At 72.9% G+C, this 19,475-nt stretch carries 22 protein-coding genes and 1 pseudogene; 12 read left to right on the top strand and 11 right to left on the bottom strand.

Features of this window, described 5'->3' with window-relative positions; translation table 11 throughout:
- Window position 1: 1 nt before the first annotated feature.
- Window positions 2-727, top strand: a complete 726-nt coding sequence (locus ACLF5H_RS09305) for a lysophospholipid acyltransferase family protein (RefSeq protein ID WP_421675580.1) — start codon at window positions 2-4, stop codon at window positions 725-727.
- Between the two features lie 24 nt (window positions 728-751).
- On the opposite strand, the gene ACLF5H_RS09300 is transcribed toward ACLF5H_RS09305, so the two are convergent.
- From ACLF5H_RS09300 to ACLF5H_RS09270, 7 genes and pseudogenes are all read right to left on the bottom strand, one after another.
- Window positions 752-1,591, bottom strand: coding sequence for an urease accessory protein UreD (locus ACLF5H_RS09300; protein WP_421675579.1), 840 nt, complete (start codon window positions 1,589-1,591; stop codon window positions 752-754).
- Complete coding sequence (gene ureG, locus ACLF5H_RS09295) at window positions 1,579-2,256, bottom strand: urease accessory protein UreG (protein ID WP_421675578.1); 678 nt, start codon at window positions 2,254-2,256, stop codon at window positions 1,579-1,581. The genes ACLF5H_RS09300 and ureG overlap by 13 nt, the downstream gene beginning before the upstream one ends.
- Before the next feature lie 56 nt (window positions 2,257-2,312).
- Window positions 2,313-3,007 (bottom strand): annotated as a pseudogene (locus ACLF5H_RS09290) (urease accessory protein UreF).
- Window positions 3,008-3,026: 19 nt separating this feature from the next.
- Window positions 3,027-4,748 (bottom strand): urease subunit alpha, encoded by a 1,722-nt coding sequence (locus ACLF5H_RS09285; RefSeq protein WP_421675577.1) that lies wholly within the window; start codon window positions 4,746-4,748, stop codon window positions 3,027-3,029.
- Window positions 4,741-5,052 (bottom strand): urease subunit beta, encoded by a 312-nt coding sequence (locus tag ACLF5H_RS09280; RefSeq protein ID WP_421675576.1) that lies wholly within the window; start codon window positions 5,050-5,052, stop codon window positions 4,741-4,743. Before ACLF5H_RS09280 ends, ACLF5H_RS09285 begins: the two co-directional genes overlap by 8 nt.
- An 11-nt stretch (window positions 5,053-5,063) precedes the next feature.
- Window positions 5,064-5,366, bottom strand: coding sequence for an urease subunit gamma (locus ACLF5H_RS09275; RefSeq protein WP_421675575.1), 303 nt, complete (start codon window positions 5,364-5,366; stop codon window positions 5,064-5,066).
- A gap of 243 nt (window positions 5,367-5,609) precedes the next feature.
- Complete coding sequence (locus ACLF5H_RS09270) at window positions 5,610-5,912, bottom strand: type II toxin-antitoxin system Phd/YefM family antitoxin (protein ID WP_421675574.1); 303 nt, start codon at window positions 5,910-5,912, stop codon at window positions 5,610-5,612.
- Window positions 5,913-6,000: 88 nt separating this feature from the next.
- Between ACLF5H_RS09270 and ACLF5H_RS09265 the strand changes: the two genes are divergently transcribed.
- The 3 genes from ACLF5H_RS09265 (at window position 6,001) to ACLF5H_RS09255 (ending at window position 7,991) form a co-directional block, all read left to right on the top strand.
- On the top strand, window positions 6,001-6,627 hold the full coding sequence (locus ACLF5H_RS09265; RefSeq protein WP_421675573.1) for an ATP-dependent Clp protease proteolytic subunit: 627 nt from the start codon (window positions 6,001-6,003) through the stop codon (window positions 6,625-6,627).
- A gap of 7 nt (window positions 6,628-6,634) precedes the next feature.
- Complete coding sequence (locus ACLF5H_RS09260; RefSeq protein WP_421675572.1) at window positions 6,635-6,943, top strand: hypothetical protein; 309 nt, start codon at window positions 6,635-6,637, stop codon at window positions 6,941-6,943.
- Between the two features lie 574 nt (window positions 6,944-7,517).
- Window positions 7,518-7,991 (top strand): C40 family peptidase, encoded by a 474-nt coding sequence (locus tag ACLF5H_RS09255; RefSeq protein ID WP_421675571.1) that lies wholly within the window; start codon window positions 7,518-7,520, stop codon window positions 7,989-7,991.
- A gap of 153 nt (window positions 7,992-8,144) precedes the next feature.
- On the opposite strand, the gene ACLF5H_RS09250 is transcribed toward ACLF5H_RS09255, so the two are convergent.
- Window positions 8,145-8,603, bottom strand: coding sequence for an ATP-binding protein (locus ACLF5H_RS09250; RefSeq protein WP_421675570.1), 459 nt, complete (start codon window positions 8,601-8,603; stop codon window positions 8,145-8,147).
- A gap of 213 nt (window positions 8,604-8,816) precedes the next feature.
- Here ACLF5H_RS09250 and ACLF5H_RS09245 point away from each other — a divergent pair, with 213 nt between their 5' ends.
- A complete protein-coding gene (locus ACLF5H_RS09245; protein WP_421675569.1) occupies window positions 8,817-9,680 on the top strand; it encodes a helix-turn-helix domain-containing protein in 864 nt (287 codons plus the stop codon).
- Window positions 9,681-9,690: 10 nt separating this feature from the next.
- Window positions 9,691-9,915 carry a DUF397 domain-containing protein gene (locus ACLF5H_RS09240; RefSeq protein ID WP_421675568.1) on the top strand — a complete coding sequence of 75 codons (225 nt, stop codon included), beginning with the start codon at window positions 9,691-9,693 and terminating at the stop codon, window positions 9,913-9,915.
- 90 nt (window positions 9,916-10,005) lie between these two features.
- On the opposite strand, the gene ACLF5H_RS09235 is transcribed toward ACLF5H_RS09240, so the two are convergent.
- Window positions 10,006-11,133 (bottom strand): 8-amino-7-oxononanoate synthase, encoded by a 1,128-nt coding sequence (locus ACLF5H_RS09235; protein WP_421675567.1) that lies wholly within the window; start codon window positions 11,131-11,133, stop codon window positions 10,006-10,008.
- 147 nt (window positions 11,134-11,280) lie between these two features.
- Here ACLF5H_RS09235 and bioB point away from each other — a divergent pair, with 147 nt between their 5' ends.
- From bioB to ACLF5H_RS09215, 4 genes are all read left to right on the top strand, one after another.
- Window positions 11,281-12,483: a biotin synthase BioB gene (gene bioB / locus ACLF5H_RS09230; RefSeq protein ID WP_421675566.1), complete on the top strand. Its 1,203-nt coding sequence runs from the start codon at window positions 11,281-11,283 to the stop codon at window positions 12,481-12,483.
- Complete coding sequence (locus ACLF5H_RS09225; protein ID WP_421675565.1) at window positions 12,476-13,765, top strand: adenosylmethionine--8-amino-7-oxononanoate transaminase; 1,290 nt, start codon at window positions 12,476-12,478, stop codon at window positions 13,763-13,765. Before bioB ends, ACLF5H_RS09225 begins: the two co-directional genes overlap by 8 nt.
- Window position 13,766: 1 nt before the next feature.
- Window positions 13,767-14,483, top strand: a complete 717-nt coding sequence (gene bioD, locus ACLF5H_RS09220; protein WP_421675564.1) for a dethiobiotin synthase — start codon at window positions 13,767-13,769, stop codon at window positions 14,481-14,483.
- 62 nt (window positions 14,484-14,545) lie between these two features.
- Window positions 14,546-15,232 carry a class I SAM-dependent methyltransferase gene (locus tag ACLF5H_RS09215; protein WP_421675563.1) on the top strand — a complete coding sequence of 229 codons (687 nt, stop codon included), beginning with the start codon at window positions 14,546-14,548 and terminating at the stop codon, window positions 15,230-15,232.
- On the opposite strand, the gene ACLF5H_RS09210 is transcribed toward ACLF5H_RS09215, so the two are convergent.
- Window positions 15,233-15,571 carry a fic family toxin-antitoxin system, toxin component gene (locus tag ACLF5H_RS09210; RefSeq protein WP_421675622.1) on the bottom strand — a complete coding sequence of 113 codons (339 nt, stop codon included), beginning with the start codon at window positions 15,569-15,571 and terminating at the stop codon, window positions 15,233-15,235. It abuts the gene before it with no gap.
- Between the two features lie 52 nt (window positions 15,572-15,623).
- The gene (locus ACLF5H_RS09205) at window positions 15,624-15,866 is read right to left on the bottom strand and encodes a toxin-antitoxin system HicB family antitoxin (protein WP_421675562.1); all 243 of its coding nucleotides are present in this window, start codon (window positions 15,864-15,866) and stop codon (window positions 15,624-15,626) included.
- Window positions 15,867-16,072: 206 nt separating this feature from the next.
- On the opposite strand from ACLF5H_RS09205, the gene ACLF5H_RS09200 reads away from it, so the two are divergent.
- Both ACLF5H_RS09200 and ACLF5H_RS09195 read left to right on the top strand, forming a co-directional pair.
- Window positions 16,073-16,900 carry an ABC transporter ATP-binding protein gene (locus ACLF5H_RS09200; protein ID WP_421675561.1) on the top strand — a complete coding sequence of 276 codons (828 nt, stop codon included), beginning with the start codon at window positions 16,073-16,075 and terminating at the stop codon, window positions 16,898-16,900.
- Window positions 16,901-16,904: 4 nt separating this feature from the next.
- Window positions 16,905-19,469, top strand: a complete 2,565-nt coding sequence (locus tag ACLF5H_RS09195) for an ABC transporter permease (RefSeq protein ID WP_421675560.1) — start codon at window positions 16,905-16,907, stop codon at window positions 19,467-19,469.
- The last annotated feature ends 6 nt before the right edge of the window (window positions 19,470-19,475 follow it).

Raw genomic sequence — 19,475 nt, 5'->3', positions numbered from 1 at the left:
CTTGTTCTACTACCTGCTCAAGTACGTCCTGCTGGGTCCCCTGCTCAGGCTGGTCTTCCGGCCCCGGATCGAGGGCCTGGACCACGTGCCGGCGACGGGTCCGGCGATCATCGCCGGGAACCATCTCTCCTTCTCCGACCACTTTCTGATGCCGGCGATCCTCAAGCGGCGTATCACCTTCCTCGCCAAGGCCGAGTACTTCACCGGACCCGGCATCAAGGGCCGGCTCACCGCGTTCTTCTTCCGCAGCGCCGGGCAGATCCCGGTGGACCGCTCGGGCAAGGAGGCGGGGCAGGCGGCGATCCGCGAGGGCCTCGGGGTGCTGGACAAGGGCGAACTGCTGGGCATCTACCCGGAGGGGACGCGCTCGCACGACGGGCGGCTGTACAAGGGCAAGGTCGGAGTCGCCGTGATGGCCCTGCGGGCGGGCGTCCCGGTGATCCCCTGCGCCATGATCGGCACCTTCGAGGCCCAGCCGCCCGGCAGGACCCTCCCCCGCGTCCGCCCCGTCACCATCCGCTTCGGCAAGCCCCTCGACTTCTCCCGCTTCGCGGGGATGGAGCAGCAGAAGGCGGTCCTGCGGGCCGTCACCGACGAGATCATGTACGCCATCCTGACCCTGTCCGAGCAGGAGTACGTCGATCAGTACGCCGCCGTCGCCAAGGCCGAGCAGCCCACGGAGAAGGGCGCGAGGGAACGCAGGTTCCCGAAGGCGCCGCTCGGCTGACGCCCACCCCTCACCCCCGGCCCCTCAGCCCAGCAGGGCCCGCCCCTCGTCCAGCACCCGGCGCAGCCGCAGCGCGTCCGGGGCGAGGGCGGTGACCAGGGCGGCCGGTCCGGGCAGCGGCATCAGGGCGGCGTGGTCGCCCAGCATCCGGGGCGCGGGCGGATGCTCGGCGAACTCGGGCCGTACGACGAGGAGTTGGCCCACGGCCCGGTGTCCCGCGAGGGCTGCGGGCCCGTCCCAGCCGCCGGGGGCTCCGGGGCCGCAGGACAGCTGCTGGTCCAGGAGGGTGCGGCCGGCGACGCGCAGGGTGAGACGGGTGGTGAGCAGACCGGGCCGCTCCCCCGCCCGCCCGAGCACCTGCTCCTCACGGAGCACCAGCCGGGCACCGGCGGCGAGTTCGGCGAGGGTGGTGACGCGCAGGTCGCTGCCGATGGCCGAGATCAACTGCTCGGGCAGCCAGTGCAGTTCGGCGCCGTCGGCCACATCGAGCCGGACGTCGTAGCGGGCCTCGCCGGGGGCCTGGCCCGGCAGGGCGAGGGTGGCCGCGGCGGAGCCGAGCCACAGCCGGGCGCCCTCCTCCACCCGGGCGTTCAGCGAGAACCGGTCGCCGCCGAGGGGACCGCTCATCGCACCGACGACCATCACCCGGGCCTCGGCTCCACTCCCCCGGACCCGCCGCAACGCCAGCGGACCCGAGCCGTCCAGCACGGGCAGCGCGGTGCCCCCACGCCCATCGGCACGGGCCAGGATCCGGGCATCGGCGCGGACACCGGCGGGGGCCGTGCCCGGGAGCTCGATCCCGGCGCCGGTCGGGGCCGCGCCCGGAGCCCCGACCCGGGCGTCGGTGAGGGTCATGCCGTCCACGCGGTGAGCCGTTCGCGGACCCAGGCGGCCACGTCGGCGACGCCGCTCTCGCCGCGCAAGGACTGGAGCACGACGGGGAGTTCGGCGCGCTGGGCCTTGGCATCGGCGGCCATCCGGGCGAGGTCGGAGCCGACGTAGGGGGCGAGGTCGGTCTTGTTGACGATCAGCAGGTCGGCGGTGGTGACGCCGGGGCCGCCCTTGCGCGGGATGTCGTCGCCACCGGCCACGTCGATGACGAAGATCTGCGCGTCCACCAGGCCCTTGGAGAAGGTCGCGGTGAGGTTGTCGCCGCCGGACTCCACCAGGATCAGGTCCAGCGGGCCGACGGTCTCCTCCAGATCCTCGACGGCCTCCAGGTTGGCGGAGATGTCGTCCCGGATCGCGGTGTGCGGGCAGGCGCCCGTCTCCACGGCGGTGATCCGCTCGGGCGGCAGCACGGCCTCCCGCAGCAGGAACTCGGCGTCCTCGCGGGTGTAGATGTCATTGGTGACGACGGCGAGGGACAGCTCGTCCCGCAGCTGACGGCAGAGCGCGGCCACGGTGGCGGTCTTCCCGGATCCCACGGGCCCGCCGAGCCCGATGCGCAGGGCACGGGGGGTCCCGTCCGGTCGATGGGCGTCGGCGCTCACGGCGGCGGGGCCGTGGTGGGAGTGGTCGAGGTGCATCTACGACTCCTGGAGGACGGAGGGCTTGTTCACAAGGGGGTGGTGCGGGGCGGAGATCAGGACGCGAACAGCCGGGCCGGCCAGGAGGCGTGGGCCTCGGCCATGATCTCCAGCAGCGGGCCGGACGCCGCGGGCAGCGCGTGGTGCCCTTCCGCGGCGGCTCTCCCCGCCGCGTCGACCGCCGTCCGCGCGACCGCGTCCAGCTCCGGTGCCAGCCGGGCCAGTACGCCGGTCGCGTCGAAGGGGTCGAGGCTGAGCAGTCGTACGGTCGCCGTCGCCGGTCCGCTCACGCTCTCGTACAGGGCGCAGTACGCCGCGTCCGAGGGCCCGAGCCCGGCCGCCCGGGCGGCGAGTCCGAGGACCACGGGCTGGTGGGCGCCCTTGGGGAAGCACCGGGCGATCCCGTCGAGTTCCGGGCACGGCCAGCTCGCCCGCGCGGCCCGCAGCAGCTGGCGGCCGAGTCGGCGGGCGGCGAGCCGTAGCGCCGGGGAGGGCGTGCGGGCGTCCGCCGCCGCGTCCGTGCGTCCGCCGCCGCGTCCAGCTCCCGGGGGTCGAGGCCGAGCGCGGCCGCCGCCGCGAGCGCGCCCGCGACCAGTCCGGCCGTGTGCAGCCGTCCCCGGCAGAAGTCCTCCAGGTCCCCGGCGCAGGTGATGCGCCCCGCCTTGACGGCGGCCTCGGCTCCGCCGGAGTGGGCGTGCCCTCCGGCGGGGAAGCGGCCGTCGGCCAGCACGAGCAGTGCCGCGTGTGTCAGCACGGTGTCGTCGATGCCGTCAGAAGAGGAAATAGCGCTGGGCCATGGGCAGTTCGGCGGCCGGGGTCGCCTCGACCAGTTCGCCGTCGATGTGCACGGCGAAACTGTCGGGGTCGATCCGGACGTCGGGGCGGGCGTCGTTCTCCCGCATGTCGGCCTTGGTGACCGCGCGCGTGGAGTCGATCGCCACAAACCGTTTGCCGAGCCCGAGCCGTTCCGGCAGTCCGTCCTCCAGGGCGAGCGAGGAGACGAAGTTGACGGAGTTGGCGGCCGGGGCGCGGCCGATCGCGCCGTACATCGGGCGGGGCAGGATCGGCTGCGGGGTGGGGATGGAGGCGTTGGCGTCGCCCATCTGCGCGTAGGCGATCTGGCCGCCCTTGAGCACGAGGAGCGGCTTCACCCCGAAGAAGGCGGGCTCCCACAGCACGAGGTCGGCGAGCTTGCCCCGCTCCACGGAGCCGGTCTCGGTGGCGAGGCCCTGGGCGAGCGCCGGGTTGATCGTGTATTTGGCGACATAGCGCCGTACCCGGTGGTTGTCGGCGCGGCCGTCGCCGGGCAGCGCGCCCCGGCGCCGCTTCATGACATGGGCGGTCTGCCAGGTCCGCAGGATCACCTCGCCGACCCGGCCCATGGCCTGGGAGTCGGAGGAGATGATCGAGATCGCGCCGAGGTCGTGGAGGATGTCCTCCGCGCCGATGGTGGAGGGCCGAATCCGGGACTCGGCGAAGGCGAGGTCCTCGGGGACGGCCGGGTTGAGGTGGTGGCAGACCATCAGCATGTCGAGGTGTTCCTCGGCGGTGTTGACGGTGAACGGCCGGGTCGGGTTGGTGGAGCTGGGCAGCACGTGAGGCTGGGAGACCACGGTCATGATGTCGGGCGCGTGCCCGCCACCCGCGCCCTCGGTGTGGTACGAGTGGATGCCCCGGCCCCGGATCGCGGCGAGGGTGTCGCCGACGAACCCGGCTTCGTTCAAGGTGTCGGTGTGGATGGCGACCTGGATGCCGGTGCGGTCGGCCACGGTGAGCGCGGCGTCGATGACGGCCGGGGTGGAGCCCCAGTCCTCGTGCAGCTTCAGACCGACGGCGCCGCCGCGGATCTGGGACAGCATCGCGTCGTGACTGACGGTGTTGCCCTTGCCGAGGAAGCCGATGTTCAGGGGGTAGGACTCCATCGCCTCCAGCATCCGGGCGAGGTGCCAGGGGCCGGGTGTGACGGTGGTCGCCTTGGAGCCCTCGGCGGGGCCGGTGCCGCCGCCGACCAGGGTGGTGATGCCGGAGGCCAGCGCCTCGTCGGCGACCTGGGGGCAGATGAAATGGACATGCGCGTCGATGGCGCCGGCCGTGAGGATCCGCCCGTTGCCCGCGATGATCTCGGTCTCGGGGCCGATCACCAGGTCGGAGTGGACGCCGTCCATGGTGTCGGGGTTGCCGGCCTTGCCGAGGGCGGTGATACGGCCGTCGCGGATGCCGACGTCGGCCTTGACGATGCCCCAGTGGTCCACGACGACGGCCCCGGTGATCACGGTGTCGGGGGTGCCGTCGGCCCGGGTGGCCCGGGACTGGCCCATGGACTCGCGGATGACCTTGCCGCCCCCGAAGACCGCCTCGTCCCCGGCGCGGCCGGGTCCGCCCGAGCGGTCCTCCTCGATCTCGATCAGCAGATCGGTGTCGGCGAGCCGGATGCGGTCGCCGGTGGTCGGTCCGAACAGGTCGGCGTAGGCGGCGCGGGAGATCTCAGGCATCGAGGGCACCCCCGGTCTCGGCGCGCAGCCCCGGCACGATCCGGGCGCCGGTGAGAGGGACGAGTTCGACGTCGACGGGGATGCCGGGCTCGAAGCGCACGGCGGTTCCGGCGGCGACGTTCAGCCGTCTGCCGTGCGCGGCGGCGCGGTCGAACTCCAGTCCGGGGTTGGCCTCGGCGAAGTGGTAGTGGGAGCCGACCTGGACGGGCCGGTCGGCGGCGTTGAGCACGGTGAGCCGGGTGACGGCCCGGCCCTCGTTGACGCGCACGGGGTCGTCGGCGAAGAGGATCTCTCCGGGAATCATCGCGGCCCCCGTCAGAGGATCGGCTCGTGCACGGTGACGAGTTTGGTGCCGTCCGGGAAGGTCGCCTCGACCTGGACGTCGTGGATCATCTCCGCGATGCCGTCCATGACGTCGTCCCTGGTGAGGAGCTTGCGGCCGGTGGACATCAGCTCGGCGACGGTACGGCCGTCGCGCGCGCCCTCCAGGATGTGCGAGGTGATGAGGGCGACCGCCTCGGGGTGGTTCAGCCGAAGACCGCGGGCCCTGCGCTTCTCGGCGACGTCGGCCGCCACATGGATGAGCAGCCGCTCTTGTTCGTGCGGGGTCAGTTGCACGTCCCACCTCACAGTCCTCGCTCCGGACCGCGCGGGGCCCGGGTGCCGCAGCCACCGCGACGGGAGTCAGGTGTAACACACGGACGAACAGGGACCGACCGTGATCAATGGGGGCACAAAAACCCTCCGGTGGCATGGATCCGCAGGCTAGTTCGCCGGAGTTTCAACGACGTTAACCAGCCTTTGGGCGGCGCATGACCGCCGTATGGCACCGGCGATAACCGCGGGGCGGCCAGGGACCGTTCAGGATCCGCCCGGCCCCCGGTACTCCGCCGCGATGCCGAAGCGCTGGCGTTCGCGCGGAGCGGACGGCACCTCATGGACGGCGGACTCACGGATGCGCGAGACCGAGCTGGCCACCTGTTCCTCGCCCGGCTCGTCGGCGGCGTCGAGGGCCTCGAGTCGTGCCAGGTCGGCGGCCGAGACCAGCGCGGCCAGCGGCTTGCCGTGCCGGGTCACGACGACGCGCTCGGCGCCGTACACCACCCGGTTGATCAGGTCGGCGAGCTCAGCCCTGGCTTGCGTCACCGGAATCTCGTAGGCCATAGCCCCATCATAACGTCAGGTACGTCCTGTACATTCTGTACAGAAGTCGGAGATCGCCGGTCTCCGTCGTGAGGAGGGGTGTGCCCAGATGTCCCGACCGTCCGCCCGTTACGTCCTGCCCGAGTTCACCGAGCGCGCCGACTTCGGGGAGCGGCGGATCGATCCCTACTCGAAGCTGTTCGAGAACCGGGTCGTCTTTCTCGGCACGCCCCTGGACGAGACGGCGGCCAGTGATGTGATCACCCAGTTCATGCACCTCGAACACCTGGCCCCGGACCGGGACATCACGCTGTACCTGAACTGCCCGGGCGGCTCGTTCCACGCGATGACGGCGGTCTACGACACGATGCGGTACGTAAGCTGCGATGTGGGGACGTACTGCCTGGGCCAGGCCGCCTCGGTCGGCGCCGTGCTGCTGGCCGCCGGCACCCCCGGCAAGCGGTTCACCCTGCCCGGCGCCCGCGTGGTGCTCTCCCAGCCCGAGCTGCCCGAGCCGGCGCAGGGCCAGCCGAGCGATCTGCTCATCCAGGCAGGCGAACTGGTCCGGCTGCGCACCCTGATGGAGGAGATGCTGGTCCGGCACACCGGGCGCACCGAGGAGCAGGTCCACCAGGATCTGGAGCGCGATCTCATGCTGGACGCGCCGGGCGCGCGGTCGTACGGGCTGGTGGACGGCGTGGTGCCCAGCCGCCGGGACCTGCCGGGCGAGCGGTGACCCGGCCGTGCTGCCCGAGGAACTGCCGCCGCTGCCCGCGCTGACGCACGCGGAGGGCGAGCTGGTCGACCACTATCTGTCGGTGGTCGATCTGCTCGGCAGGATCAACCCGGCGCGCGAGGGGGACACCTATCGCGGGCTGCGCGCCGCGCAGGCGCTGGTGCGCAAGGCGGAAGAGCTGCGCGACGCGCTGGAGCTGATGCACGACCGGGGCGAGCGGGAGGTGCACGGGGGCACGTTGGCACGGGCGCTGCGGGTGCTCGACGGTGAGCGCCGGGTCGCTCGCGTCGCGCTCCCGCCGGACGCCGTGGACTGATCCGGACGGCCGCCGGATCCGGTGGGTGCGGGGTGTCCGCGCGACCGCCGGGTCCGGGCGCGAAACGGTCCGAACGACGTACCGCCGACCGGTGTATATCCGGATCCGTTTCCGGTTCTCCCGAGTTGCGCGCGGGCCATGTCCGTGCCCCGCGCGCGGCCGCCTTTTCCCAGGTCCGGGGCTACGCACCGGAACTGACGGAGCATCGAACAGAGCAGCTTCCACCCGAACGGGCGAGTGGTGAGTAACGCCACAAATCCCCGATTCCGTTGGGATTTTCGGACAGCTGTGGGTGAAGATCCCTGTCTGACGACAAGCCCCCGCCACCGCGGCGGGGCGGTCCGGGCGGACGCCGAGTCCTGCCGCCGCCCGGATGACCGGTCGACAGGAGTGGATCGGCAGGAGTGGAGGACCCAGGCAGTACGGGTCCCCGGAACGGTCGGCAGTCCGCGTGAGCGGGCGGACGGACGCTTCGGGCGGCCCTTGGGGTGAAGCCGTGGCAACGCGGCCGGGCTACTTCGCCAGCCCGAATCCGACAGGTCATCCTTCACAGGCGGCTGACGAAGGGTTGCGCATGACTGCGCTCAATCGTGTCCCGTCGCTGATGGCCCGTGCCGGTACGGCCTCGGCCCTCACCCTGGCCGCCGTGGGCGGCTCGATCGCGGTTCCCGGCCTCTCCACGGATGCCTCGGCCGCGACGATGGCGACGAAGGCCCTGAACATCGCGGCGTCCAAGAGGGGCGCCCCGTACCAGTGGGGGGCCGTCGGGCCGCGACGGTTCGACTGCTCGGGGCTGACGCTCTATTCGTTCAAGAAGGCCGGGAAGAAGCTGCCGCGGACCGCCGCGCAGCAGTACAACAAGACGCACCACATCTCCTCGGGCAGCCGCAGAGCCGGCGACCTGGTGTTCTTCCACTACGGCTCGAACGTGTACCACGTCGGCATCTACGCCGGTCACAACAAGATCTGGCACGCGCCCAAGAGCGGTTCCGTGGTGCGGCTGGAGAAGATCTGGACCAAGAGCGTCTGGTACGGCCGGGTCAGCTGACCCGCCCGCGCACGGGGGAGCGACTCCAGCCACCGGGCCGCTCCTTGTGCCTTCCCCCTTCACCCGGCGCCGCCTCCAGCCCCCGGGCGGCCCGGGACGGGTCCCGCGCACCCGCCGGATGAACGTTTCGCGGCTCCGCGTCGGGCTCCCCCGCTACGGCTCCTGACGGCCCGCCGTCGCCACCGGTTCGGCCGGGACGGTCCAGGGCAGGTCGATGGAGACCGTCTTGCCGCCCTCCCGGGTGGGGCGGACGCGGAGCCTGCCGCCGCACTCGGCGGTGAGCCAGCGGATGATGACCATGCCGCGGCCGTTGTCCTGCTGCACGGCCGCGGGCAGTCTCTTCGGGAAGCGTGGATGACTGTCCGTGACCCCGATGCGCAGCTGTTCGTCGCGCTCCAGCGCGATGTCGACCGTGAAGGTCGGGGACTGCCCGAAGGTGTGCTGTACGGCGTTGGTGGCCAGTTCGGAGACGATCAGCCGCACCGTGTCGGCCGCCTCGGTGTCCGAGGGCAGACCCCACTCCGCCAGGGTGCTCACCACGTACGACCGCGCGGCGGCGACCGAGGCGGGATCGCTCGGCAGGGTGACGGATGCTTCCAGGTGGTCTGCCATGGCGACGTCGTCCCTTTCCCACGGGACCGGAGTCCTCCATGGAGCGGATGGTTCGAGTACGGTCCCGGACTGGTGCTTCCTCGTCAGACTGCCACCACCGGACCGGTCACGGGGAGCGATCCACCAAGATGTGCATATATCTGTCGCTCGATGCGGTGAACTCTGCGACGGGAGACCGCATGGGGGCAGCCCGTAAGGAGTAAGGAGGAGCCCATGCAGAACGGGCCGGCAGTGCGCCGCCGCAAATTGGGTGCCGAACTGCGCACGCTGCGCACCGGTGCGGGGCTCACCAGTGGGGAGGCGGCCCGTCTGGTCGGCTGGCACCAGTCGAAGGTGAGCCGTATCGAGACGGGTGCCAGTGGCGTGAAACCGGCCGATCTCCGGTTACTTCTGGACGCCTACGCCGTGCGCGACGCCCAGCTGCGCGAGCTGCTGCTGATGCTGGCGGGCTCCGAGGAGGGCGACGGCGACCGCAATCGCTGGTGGCACGCCTACCGCGGGGTGCTCCCGCCGACGTACCGGGACTTCATCAGCCTGGAGTCGCAGGCCCGCGCGATGCGCACGCTGGAGACGACCGTCGTGCCCGGTCTGCTCCAGACGGCCGACTACGCCCGCGCGGTGACCCGGGCGGCCGTCAAGGACCTGGCCGAGGAGCGCCTGGACGCGCTGGTGGAGGTGCGCCTGGCCCGGCAGGACGTGCTGCGCTCGAACCCGCCGCTGGAGCTGTCCGCGGTCCTGGACGAGGCGGTGCTGCGCCGCGAGGTGGGCGGCCCCCAGGTGATGGCACGTCAGCTGGAGCGGCTCATGGAGGCGGCTCGGTTGCCCCAAGTGCGGCTCCAGGTACTGCCGTTCGGGGCGGGAGCGCATGTCGGCCTCACCGGGCCTTTCGTTATTTTCTCATTTCCGAGCACTTCTGATCTCGATGTGGTTGTTCTAGACCAGTTGACGAGTAGCCTCTACCTGGAGCGGAAAGAAGACCTCCGGGCGTACTCGGAGGCCTTCCGGAACCTCCAGAGCCACGCTCTTTCCCCCCACGATTCGCTGGACTACATCGCCGGGATAGGTGACGGCGCGTAAGGAGGCACCATTGTCAGCTCTGCCTCGGAACGTCCCTGCCAGTACCGACCTGTACGACGTGCGCTGGCTGCGCAGCAGTTACAGCACGGGAGCCAACAACTGCGTGGAGACGGCACGGCCGCGCTCCGGACCCTCCTCCGGACTGCTCGCCGTGCGCGACTCGAAGGATCCCACCGGACCCGCGCTGCTCTTCTCCGCGGACAGCTGGGCCGGCTTCGTGGCCGCGCTCCGCTGAAACCCGCCGGACCGGTCCGAACGCTCGCGGGACCGGTCGAGACACCTGCCGGACCCGATCAGCCGCGCAGCACGGCCGTGTCACGCCGACTCATGGTCGCGTTTCGCCGATCACCCGCACCGCGTGGGCGATCTCGGCCCCGGAGAGGTCCGCGCGGGCGGTCAGCCGCAGCCGCGAGATGCCGTCGGGCACGGAGGGAGGACGGAAACAGCCCACGGCCAGACCCGCCGTACGGCAGTCGGCCGCCCAGCGCACCGCCTGCTCCGGGGACGGGGCCCGTACGGAGACCACCGCGGCGTCCGGACGCACCGCCTCCAGACCCGCGGCGGTCAGCCGTGCGTGCAGCTCACCCGCCACCTCGCGGGCCCGCGCCGCCCGTTCGGGCTCCCTGCCGAGCAGCCGCAGGGCCGCGAGGGCCGCACCGGCCGCCGCGGGCGCGAGCCCGGTGTCGAAGATGAACGTGCGGGCCGCGTTGACCAGATGGTCGATCACCCGTGCCGGACCCAGCACCACCCCGCCCTGGCTGCCGAGCGACTTGGACAGCGTGGCCGTGGCCACCACGTCCGGCGCGCCCGCGAGTCCGCTCGCCCGCGCCGCGCCCCGGCCGCCGTCGCCCAGTACGCCGAGGCCGTGGGCGTCGTCCACGACGAGCCCCGCGCCGCGCTCCCGGCACGCCTCGGCGAGCCCCGCCAGCGGCGCGCGGTCCCCGTCGACCGAGAACACGGTGTCCGAGACCACGATCGCCGCTCCCTCATGGGTGGCGAGGGCCTTGCGCACGGCCTGCGGGTCGGCGTGCCCGACGACCTGGGTCTCGCCCCGGGCGAGCCGGCAGCCGTCGATGAGCGAGGCGTGGTTGCCCGCGTCGGAGACGACGAGCGAGCCGTGCGGGCCGAGCGCGGTGACCGCGGCCAGGTTCGCGGCGTACCCGGAGGAGAAGACCAGGGCCGCCTCGAAGCCGCAGAACGCGGCCAGTTCCCGCTCCAGTTCGGCGTGCAGCTCGGTGGTGCCGGTGACCAGCCGGGAGCCGGTGGCGCCGCCGCCCCAGGTCCGGGCGGCCCGGGCCGCGCCCTCGGTCACCTCGGGGTGCCGGGCGAGGCCCAGGTAGTCGTTGCTCGCCAGGTCCAGCAGCGGGGAGGCGGCGGGGCGCGGGCTGAGGCGCCGTACGAGTCCGGCCCGGTGACGCGCCCGGGCCTGCTCCTCGATCCAGCCGAACGCCATGAGTCCTCCGGAGGTTTTGTAGGTAGCGCACAGACCCTAGCTGGCCCGCCCGGCACCCACCGTGTGGCAATACCCACACGGTGAACGGTGTTCCTTGTGCGAACTCTCCTTGGCCCGGGGCGGTCCCGTAAGACAGGATCGGGCCTCATGGACCTGCTGAACACGCTGGTGGACAAGGGGCTTCGGCGCGAGCTGCCGACCCGCGAGGAAGCGCTCGCCGTGCTGGCCACCTCCGACGACGACCTGCTCGATGTGGTGGCCGCGGCCGGCAAGGTGCGCCGGCACTGGTTCGGCCGGCGCGTGAAACTGAACTACCTGGTCAACCTCAAGTCCGGCCTGTGCCCCGAGGACTGCTCCTACTGCTCCCAGCGGCTCGGCTCCGAGGCGGGCATCCTCAAGTACACCTGGCTCAAGCCCGACGAGGCGTCCCAGGCCGCCGCCGCGGGGCTCGCGGGCGGCGCCAAGCGCGTCTGCCTGGTGGCGAGCGGGCGCGGCCCGACGGACCGGGACGTGGACCGGGTCTCGCAGACCATCAAGGCCATCAAGGACGGCAACGAGGGCGTCGAGGTGTGCGCCTGCCTCGGGCTGCTCTCCGACGGCCAGGCCGAACGGCTGCGCGAGGCCGGCGCGGACGCCTACAACCACAACCTGAACACCTCGGAGTCGACCTACGGGGAGATCACCACCACCCACACGTACGCCGATCGGGTGGACACGGTGCAGAAGGCGCACGCCGCCGGTCTCTCGCCGTGCTCCGGTCTGATCGCCGGTATGGGCGAGAGCGACGCGGACCTGGTGGACGTCGTCTTCTCGCTGCGCGAGCTGGACCCGGACTCCGTGCCGGTGAACTTCCTGATCCCGTTCGAGGGCACCCCGCTGGCCAAGGAGTGGAACCTCACCCCGCAGCGCTGCCTGCGGATCCTCGCGATGGTCCGCTTCGTGTGCCCGGACGTGGAGGTGCGGATCGCGGGCGGCCGTGAGGTGCATCTGCGCACGATGCAGCCGCTCGCGCTGAACCTCGCCAACTCCATCTTCCTCGGCGACTACCTGACCAGTGAGGGCCAGGCGGGCAAGGCCGATCTGGAGATGATCGCCGACGCCGGTTTCGAGGTGGAGGGCGCCGAGCAGGTCACCCTGCCGGAGCACCGGGCGGGCGGCGGTGGCTGCCACCAGGGTGCCGGCACCGGCTGCCACGACTCCGCCGCGGGTGGCTGCCACGAGGGCGCCGGGGTCTGCGGTCCGGCCCCCGCGGAGCCCGCCGGTGAGCCGGTGGCCGCGAACGAGCCCCGTACCGACCTGGTCGCCGTCCGCCGCCGGGGCGCCGGAACGGATCTCGCGCCCAATGCCTGACCTGCCCCACCTGAGCGTCCCCGAGCTGCTGGAGCTGGACCGGCGGCACGTCTGGCATCCGTACGGACCGATGCCCGGGCGTGCCGAACCGCTCGTCGTGGAATCGGCGAGCGGGGTCCGGCTGCGGCTCGCGGACGGCTCGGGCGAGCTGGTGGACGGCATGTCGTCGTGGTGGTCGGCGATCCACGGCTACAACCACCCGGTGCTCAACGAGGCGGCGCGGCGGCAGCTGGAGCGCGTGAGCCATGTGATGTTCGGCGGGCTCACCCATGAGCCCGCCGTCCGGCTCGCGAAGCTCCTTGTCGACATGTCGCCCGAGGGTCTTGAGCATGTGTTCCTGGCCGACTCCGGCTCGGTGTCGGTCGAGGTCGCCGTCAAGATGTGCCTCCAGTACTGGCGTTCGCTCGGCCGCCCCGGCAAGCAGCGGCTGCTGACCTGGCGGGGCGGCTACCACGGGGACACCTGGCAGCCGATGTCGGTGTGCGACCCCGAGGGCGGGATGCACGAGCTGTGGTCCGGCGTGCTGCCGCGCCAGGTCTTCGCGGACGCGCCGCCCGCCGGGTACGAGGAGTCGTACGCGGAGCAGCTGCGCGAGCTGATCGGGCGGCACGCGGACGAGCTGGCCGCGGTGATCGTGGAGCCGGTGGTGCAGGGCGCGGGCGGGATGCGCTTCCACTCCCCCGGGTATCTGCGGGTGCTGCGCGAGGCGTGCGACGCGCATGACGTGCTGCTGGTGTTCGACGAGATCGCGACCGGATTCGGGCGTACGGGCGCGCTGTTCGCGGCGGATCACGCGGCCGTCACCCCGGATGTGATGTGCGTGGGCAAGGCGCTGACCGGCGGCTATCTGACGATGGCGGCCACGCTGTGCACCTCACGGGTGGCGAGGGGGATCTCCCGCGGCGAGGTGCCGGTGCTGGCGCACGGCCCGACGTTCATGGGCAATCCGCTGGCCGCCGCCGTGGCCTGCGCCTCGCTGGAACTGCTCAGGGGCCAGGACTGGCGGGCGGAGGTCAAGCGGATCGAGGCGGGTCTGACCGCGGGTCTCGCCCCGGCGGCCGGGCTGCCGGGTGTCCGGGACGTACGAGTGCTGGGCGCCATCGGGGTCGTCCAGCTGGACCACGAGGTCGACATGGCGGCGGCCACCCGTGCGGCCGTCGCGGAGGGCGTCTGGCTGCGCCCGTTCCGCGATCTGGTGTACACGATGCCGCCGTACGTCACCTCCGACGAGGACGTGGCGAGGATCGCGCGCGCGGTGTGCGCGGCGGCACGGGAGGGATGAGATGCCGGTACTGGTGATCACGGGGACGGGCACGGAGGTCGGCAAGACCGTCACCACGGCCGCCGTCGCCGCGGCGGCGCTCGCGGCCGGGCGTTCGGTGGCCGTCCTCAAGGCCGCCCAGACGGGGGTACGGCCCGACGAGCGCGGGGACGCCGACGAGGTGGCCCGGCTCGCCGGTGCCGTCACGGCCGAGGAAGTCGCCCGCTATCCCGAGCCGTTGGCCCCGGGCACGGCGGCGCGGCGGGCCGGCCTGCCGCCGGTGCATCCGCAGGAGGTGGCCGAGCGGGCCGCCAAGCTGGCCGCGGAGCACGATCTGGTGCTGGTCGAGGGGGCGGGCGGGCTGCTCGTACGGTTCGACACGGCGGGCGGCACCCTGGCCGACGCGGCGCGGTCGCTGGGCGCGCCGGTGCTGATCGTGGCCCAGGCGGGCCTGGGCACGCTGAACGCCACGGAGCTGACGGCGCGCGAGCTGCGCCGGCACGGCCTCGAACCGCTCGGTGTGGTGATCGGCAGCTGGCCCACCGCGCCCGACCTGGCCACCCGCTGCAATGTCGCCGATCTGCCCGAGGTCTCCGGCGCGCCCCTGCTGGGCGCCCTGCCCGCGGGCGCGGGCGCCCTGCCCCCGGCAAGCTTCAGGGTGTCGGCCCCGGGCTGGCTGTCCCCGCGGCTGGACGGCACCTGGGACGCGGAGGCCTTCCGCGCGCGGGAAGGCGCCTAGCGGCTGTCCGGGGCGGACCGTGGGGATACTTCCTCCAGGTCCGTGATGTCCGGGAGGTCGGTATGCGGCTGGGGTCCGAGGCGCCGGGGCCGGGGGCCGTGCGGCATCCGGTGTTCGCGCGGTACTACGCGCGTGTCAGTGCCGGCGCTGACGAGCGGCTCGGGTTCGCCGGGGTGCGGGGGCGGCTGCTCGCCGGGCTGACCGGCCGGGTGATCGAGGTCGGCGCGGGCAACGGGCTCAACTTCGCCCGCTATCCCGCGACCGTCGCACAGGTCGTCGCCGTCGAACCGGAGCCGTTGCTGGGCCGGTTGGCGCGGGAGTCGGCGCGGCGCGCACCGGTGCCGGTCGCCGTGCTGCCCGGCGCGGCGGAGGCGCTGCCCGTGCGGGGCGGGGCGTTCGACGCGGTGGTGCTGTCGCTGGTGCTGTGCAGCGTGCGCGATGTGGCGCGGGCGCTGGACGAGGCGCGGCGGGTGCTCAGGCCCGGCGGGCAGCTGCGGTTCTTCGAGCACGGGCGCGGCGGCGGACCGGCGATGCGGCTGGCCCAGCGCGCCCTCGACCGTACGGTGTGGCCCGCGCTCGCCGGGGGCTGCCATCTGGCCCGGGACCCGGTGGCCGCGCTGCGCCGCGCCGGGTTCGAACTCGGGCCGTACCGCGAGCTGTCGCTCCCGGAGGGCGGACCGCGGCTGCCGGCCTCGTACTGCGTGCTGGGGACCGCCTGGCGCCCGGGCGACGGATCGGGCGGCGGCTGATCACAGGCTCCAGCGGCGCAGTTCCCGGGCGATGTCGTCGATGCTCGCCGCGCCGTCCTTGACCAGCCGGGCGAGGTCGCGCACCTGTTCCGGCGTGGTGACGACCTTGGCGCCGCTGGCGACCAGATAGGCGTAGGCGACCGCGGAGGCGAACAGCGCGTTGGAGCGTTCGAGCGCCGGCACATGGATGAGCAGCTGGAGGAGGGCGGCGGCGCGCGTGTACGGCGACTCGTACACCGGCACGCCGAAGATCTCCGCCCGGTGCCGGGCGACGGCGGCGATCAGCGCGCCCCAGTCGGTGACCTGCGGGTCCCCGGGCGTCTTCTGTTCGGCGAGCATGAGCAACCAGGCGAGGTCGATGCTCAGCCCGTTCGGGGAGTCGCTCAAGGGATCAACTGCGTCCTTCGCCCGGAGTGGTGCCGCGCGCCTCGGTGAACTCCTCGGCGAACACGGACTCGTACTGCTTCATGAAGTCGGCGGCGGCCTCCACGAAGGTGCGGCCGGTTTCACCGGTGTCCTGTCTGACCAGTTCCTCGATGTAGCGGTTGACGCTCATCCCGCGGGCCAGCGCGCGCTCGCGCGCCGCGCGGGCGGTGCCCTCGTCCACGCGCACGTTCAGCTGGGTCTTCGCCATGCCTCGACGCTAGCGCCCGAGCGCTAGCAGGGGCAAGCGGAGCCGGAAGCACAAGGGGGCGCACGGGCGCGGCCCACCGGGGCTCGCCGGAACCCCGCCCGTGGGCGCCCCTGTCGCCTCCGACTCCGCCGCCGCCGATTCCCGCTGTGCGGCCGCTCACATTAGGCTCACCCGGGACAGCTCGTACCGGTGACCGGGAGGCCGTCTTGTCCACATCCGCCGCCGCACAGCACGCCCCCGGCCGCGCGCCGGGTGAGGGGACCGCGGCTCGCGCCCGCGGGCTGACCAAGGCATACGGCGCGGGCGAGACCGCCGTGCTCGCGCTGGACTCGGTGGACGTGGACATCGCGCGGGGCCGGTTCACCGCCGTGATGGGGCCCTCGGGGTCCGGCAAGTCCACGCTGATGCACTGCCTGGCGGGGCTCGACACCGTGTCGGCCGGGCAGGTGTGGCTGGGCGAGACCGAGATCACGGGGCTGCGGGAGCGGGAGCTGACCCGGCTGCGGCGGGACCGGATCGGGTTCATGTTCCAGTCGTTCAATCTCATCCCGACGCTGACCGCCGCCGAGAACATCACCCTGCCGATGGACATCGCGGGCCGTAAACCGGATCAGGCATGGCTCGATCAGGTGATCGACACGCTCGGGCTGCGGGGACGGCTCGGGCATCGGCCGAGCCAGCTCTCGGGCGGTCAGCAGCAGCGGGTGGCGTGCGCCAGGGCGCTGGCCTCCCGGCCCGAGCTGATCTTCGCCGACGAACCGACCGGAAACCTCGACTCGCGGGCCGGTCTCGAGGTGCTGGGCATTCTGCGCGGGGCGGTGGACGACCTGGGGCAGACCGTCGTCATGGTCACCCATGACCCGGGCGCCGCCGCCCACTCCGACCTGGTGCTCTTCCTCGCCGACGGGCGGATCGTGGACGAGCTGGTCCGGCCGACGGCGGAGCGGGTCCTGGAGCGGATGAAACGGTTCGACGGGGAGCGGACGAGACGGCTCGACGACACGCGCGGCGGCGATGCCGGGCGGGAGGACTGACCCGGTGCTCAAGGCGACCCTGAGGAGCTTCCTCGCGCACAAGGGGCGGCTCGCGCTGTCCGCGCTGGCCGTGGTGCTGTCCGTGGCGTTCGTCGCGGGCAGCCTGATCTTCTCCGACACGGTCACCCGCACGTTCGACCGGCTGTTCGCCTCCACCGCCGCCGATGTGACCGTGCAGCCCAAGCGCGATCTGATGTCCGCGCGGGCGAGCGGTGCGGTGCAGACACTGCCCGCCGCGCTGCGGGACACGGTGGCGAAGGCCGACGGGGTGGCGGCGGCGCGCGCCGACGTACAGGTGCAGAACCTGGTGGTGGTCGACCGCCACAACCGCTCGATCAGCCCGACCAACGGCGCGCCCACCCTCGCCGGCTCCTGGTACCCGACCCGGCACAGCCCGGTGGAGCTGACCTCCGGGCACGCCCCGCACGGTCCGGGCGAGGCGCTGCTGGACGCCGACACGGCCGGGAAACGAAAGGTGCGGATCGGCGACACGCTGACCGTGCAGGCGCAGCCCGGCATGTTCCGGGTGCGGGTCGTCGGGATCGCCACGTTCACCACGACCAACCCGGGCGCGGCGCTGCTCTTCCTGGACCCCGCCGCGGCCGGGGACCGGCTCCTCGGCTCGGCCGCGCGGGCCACCGGCATCTCCGTGGATGCCGCCCGGGGCGTCTCCGACGAGCAGCTCGCGCGCCGGGTGGCCGCGGCGCTCGGCCCGCACGCCGCGACGTACGACGTGAAGACGGCGAACGAGCAGGCCAAGTCGGCGGCGGCCAGTCTCGGCACGTTCCTGGACGTCATCAAGTACGTCATGCTGGGCTTCGCCGGGGTCGCGCTCCTGGTGGGGGTGTTCCTGATCGTCAACACCTTCTCCATGCTGATCGCCCAGCGCACCCGGGAGCTGGGCCTGCTGCGCGCGCTGGGCGCCGACCGGCGGCAGGTACGGCGCTCGGTGCTGACCGAGGCGCTGCTGCTCGGCCTGGTCGGTTCGACGCTCGGCCTCGCGGCCGGGATCGGACTGGCGTTCGGGCTGATCGACCTGATGCGGGCGTTCGGCATGAATCTGAACGCCGCCCAGATGGTGATCGGCTGGGGCACGCCCGTCGCCGCGTACGGGGTCGGGCTCGGTGTGACCTTCGTGGCCGCCTATCTGCCCGCCCGGCGCGCGGCGGCCGTCTCCCCCATGGCGGCGCTCGCGGACGCCGAGGTCGCCGGTGTGGGCAAGCCGTTGCGGGCGCGGGCGATCGCCGGGGCGGCGGTCGGGGCCGTGGGCGCGGCGGCGCCCGATCTGGCCACGCGCACCGGGCCCGCCGCCGCGCTGCTGGGCGCCGGGGTGGCGCTGACGCTGATCGCGACCGTGGTGGCCGGGCCGCTGCTGGTGCGGCCGGTGATCCGGGTGCTGGGCGCGGGTTTCCCCGCCGTGTTCGGGGCGGTGGGCCGGATGAGCCGGCGCAACGCCCTGCGCAATCCCCGCCGTACCGGTGCCACGGCCGCCGCGCTGATGGTGGGCCTGGCCCTGGTGGGCGGGATGTCGGTGGCGAGCGCGTCCATGTCGGCGTCGTTCGACCAGCAGATCGACAAGCGGCTCGGCGCCGACTTCACCGTCCAGAACGCCAACTTCACCCCGTTCACCCGGCAGATCGCCGACCGGGTGGCCGCGACCAGGGGCGCCGGGCTGGTCGTGGCGCAGCGGCTGACCCGGATCGCCGTACGGCTGCCCGACGGCGGGCGGGTGCAGACGGGCGCGGTCGGCTACGGTCCGGGCCTGGACGACGTCGTGCACATGTCCTACGCGCGGGGTGGTTCGGCGGCCGCGCTGGCCGACGGGCACCTCGCCCTGGACGCGGGTTTCGCCCGGGACCACGGGGTGCGGCTCGGCAGCGTGCTGCCGGTGGAGTTCCCGGGCGGCCGCCGGGCGGGGCTGACGGTCGGCGCGCTCACGGAGCAGTCCGGCACCGGCGGCTTCGGCGAGCAGGGCGGTGTCTTCTTCGGTCTCGGCACACTGGAGCGATACGCGCCCGGCGGCCAGGACTCCGCGCTGTACGTGAACGCCGCGCCCGGCACCGCGCCGAAGGACCTGCGCCCCCGCCTCGAACAGGCGCTCAAGCCGTTCCCGCAGGTGCAGGTGCGCGACCAGAGCGACTACAAGCAGCTGGTCCACGACCAGATCGGGGTGCTGCTGTACCTGGTGTACGCGCTGCTGGGGCTGGCGATCGTCATCGCGGTGCTCGGCGTGGTCAACACCCTCGCCCTGTCGGTGGTGGAGCGCACCCGGGAGATCGGGCTGCTGCGCGCGATCGGTCTGGGGCGGCGGCAGCTGCGGCGGATGATCCGGCTGGAGTCGGTGGTGATCGCGGTGTTCGGCGCGGTGCTCGGTCTCGCCCTCGGCCTGGTGTGGGGCGTGTGCATGCAACGGGTGCTGGCGCTGCGCGGGTTGACGGCGTTCGCGATCCCCTGGGGCACGATCGTGGCCGTGGTCGTCGGCTCCGCGGTGGTGGGGGTCGTCGCCGCCGCGCTGCCCGCGCTGCGGGCCTCCCGGATGAATGTGCTGGCCGCGATCGCCCACGAGTGAACGCCC

Origin of the sequence: Streptomyces sp. LaBMicrA B280 (assembly GCF_049222185.1) — a bacterium.
GTDB lineage: Bacteria > Actinomycetota > Actinomycetes > Streptomycetales > Streptomycetaceae > Streptomyces > Streptomyces murinus.
The sequence above is the reverse complement of the archived record's forward strand: the minus strand, read 5'-3'. Positions and strand labels throughout refer to the sequence as shown.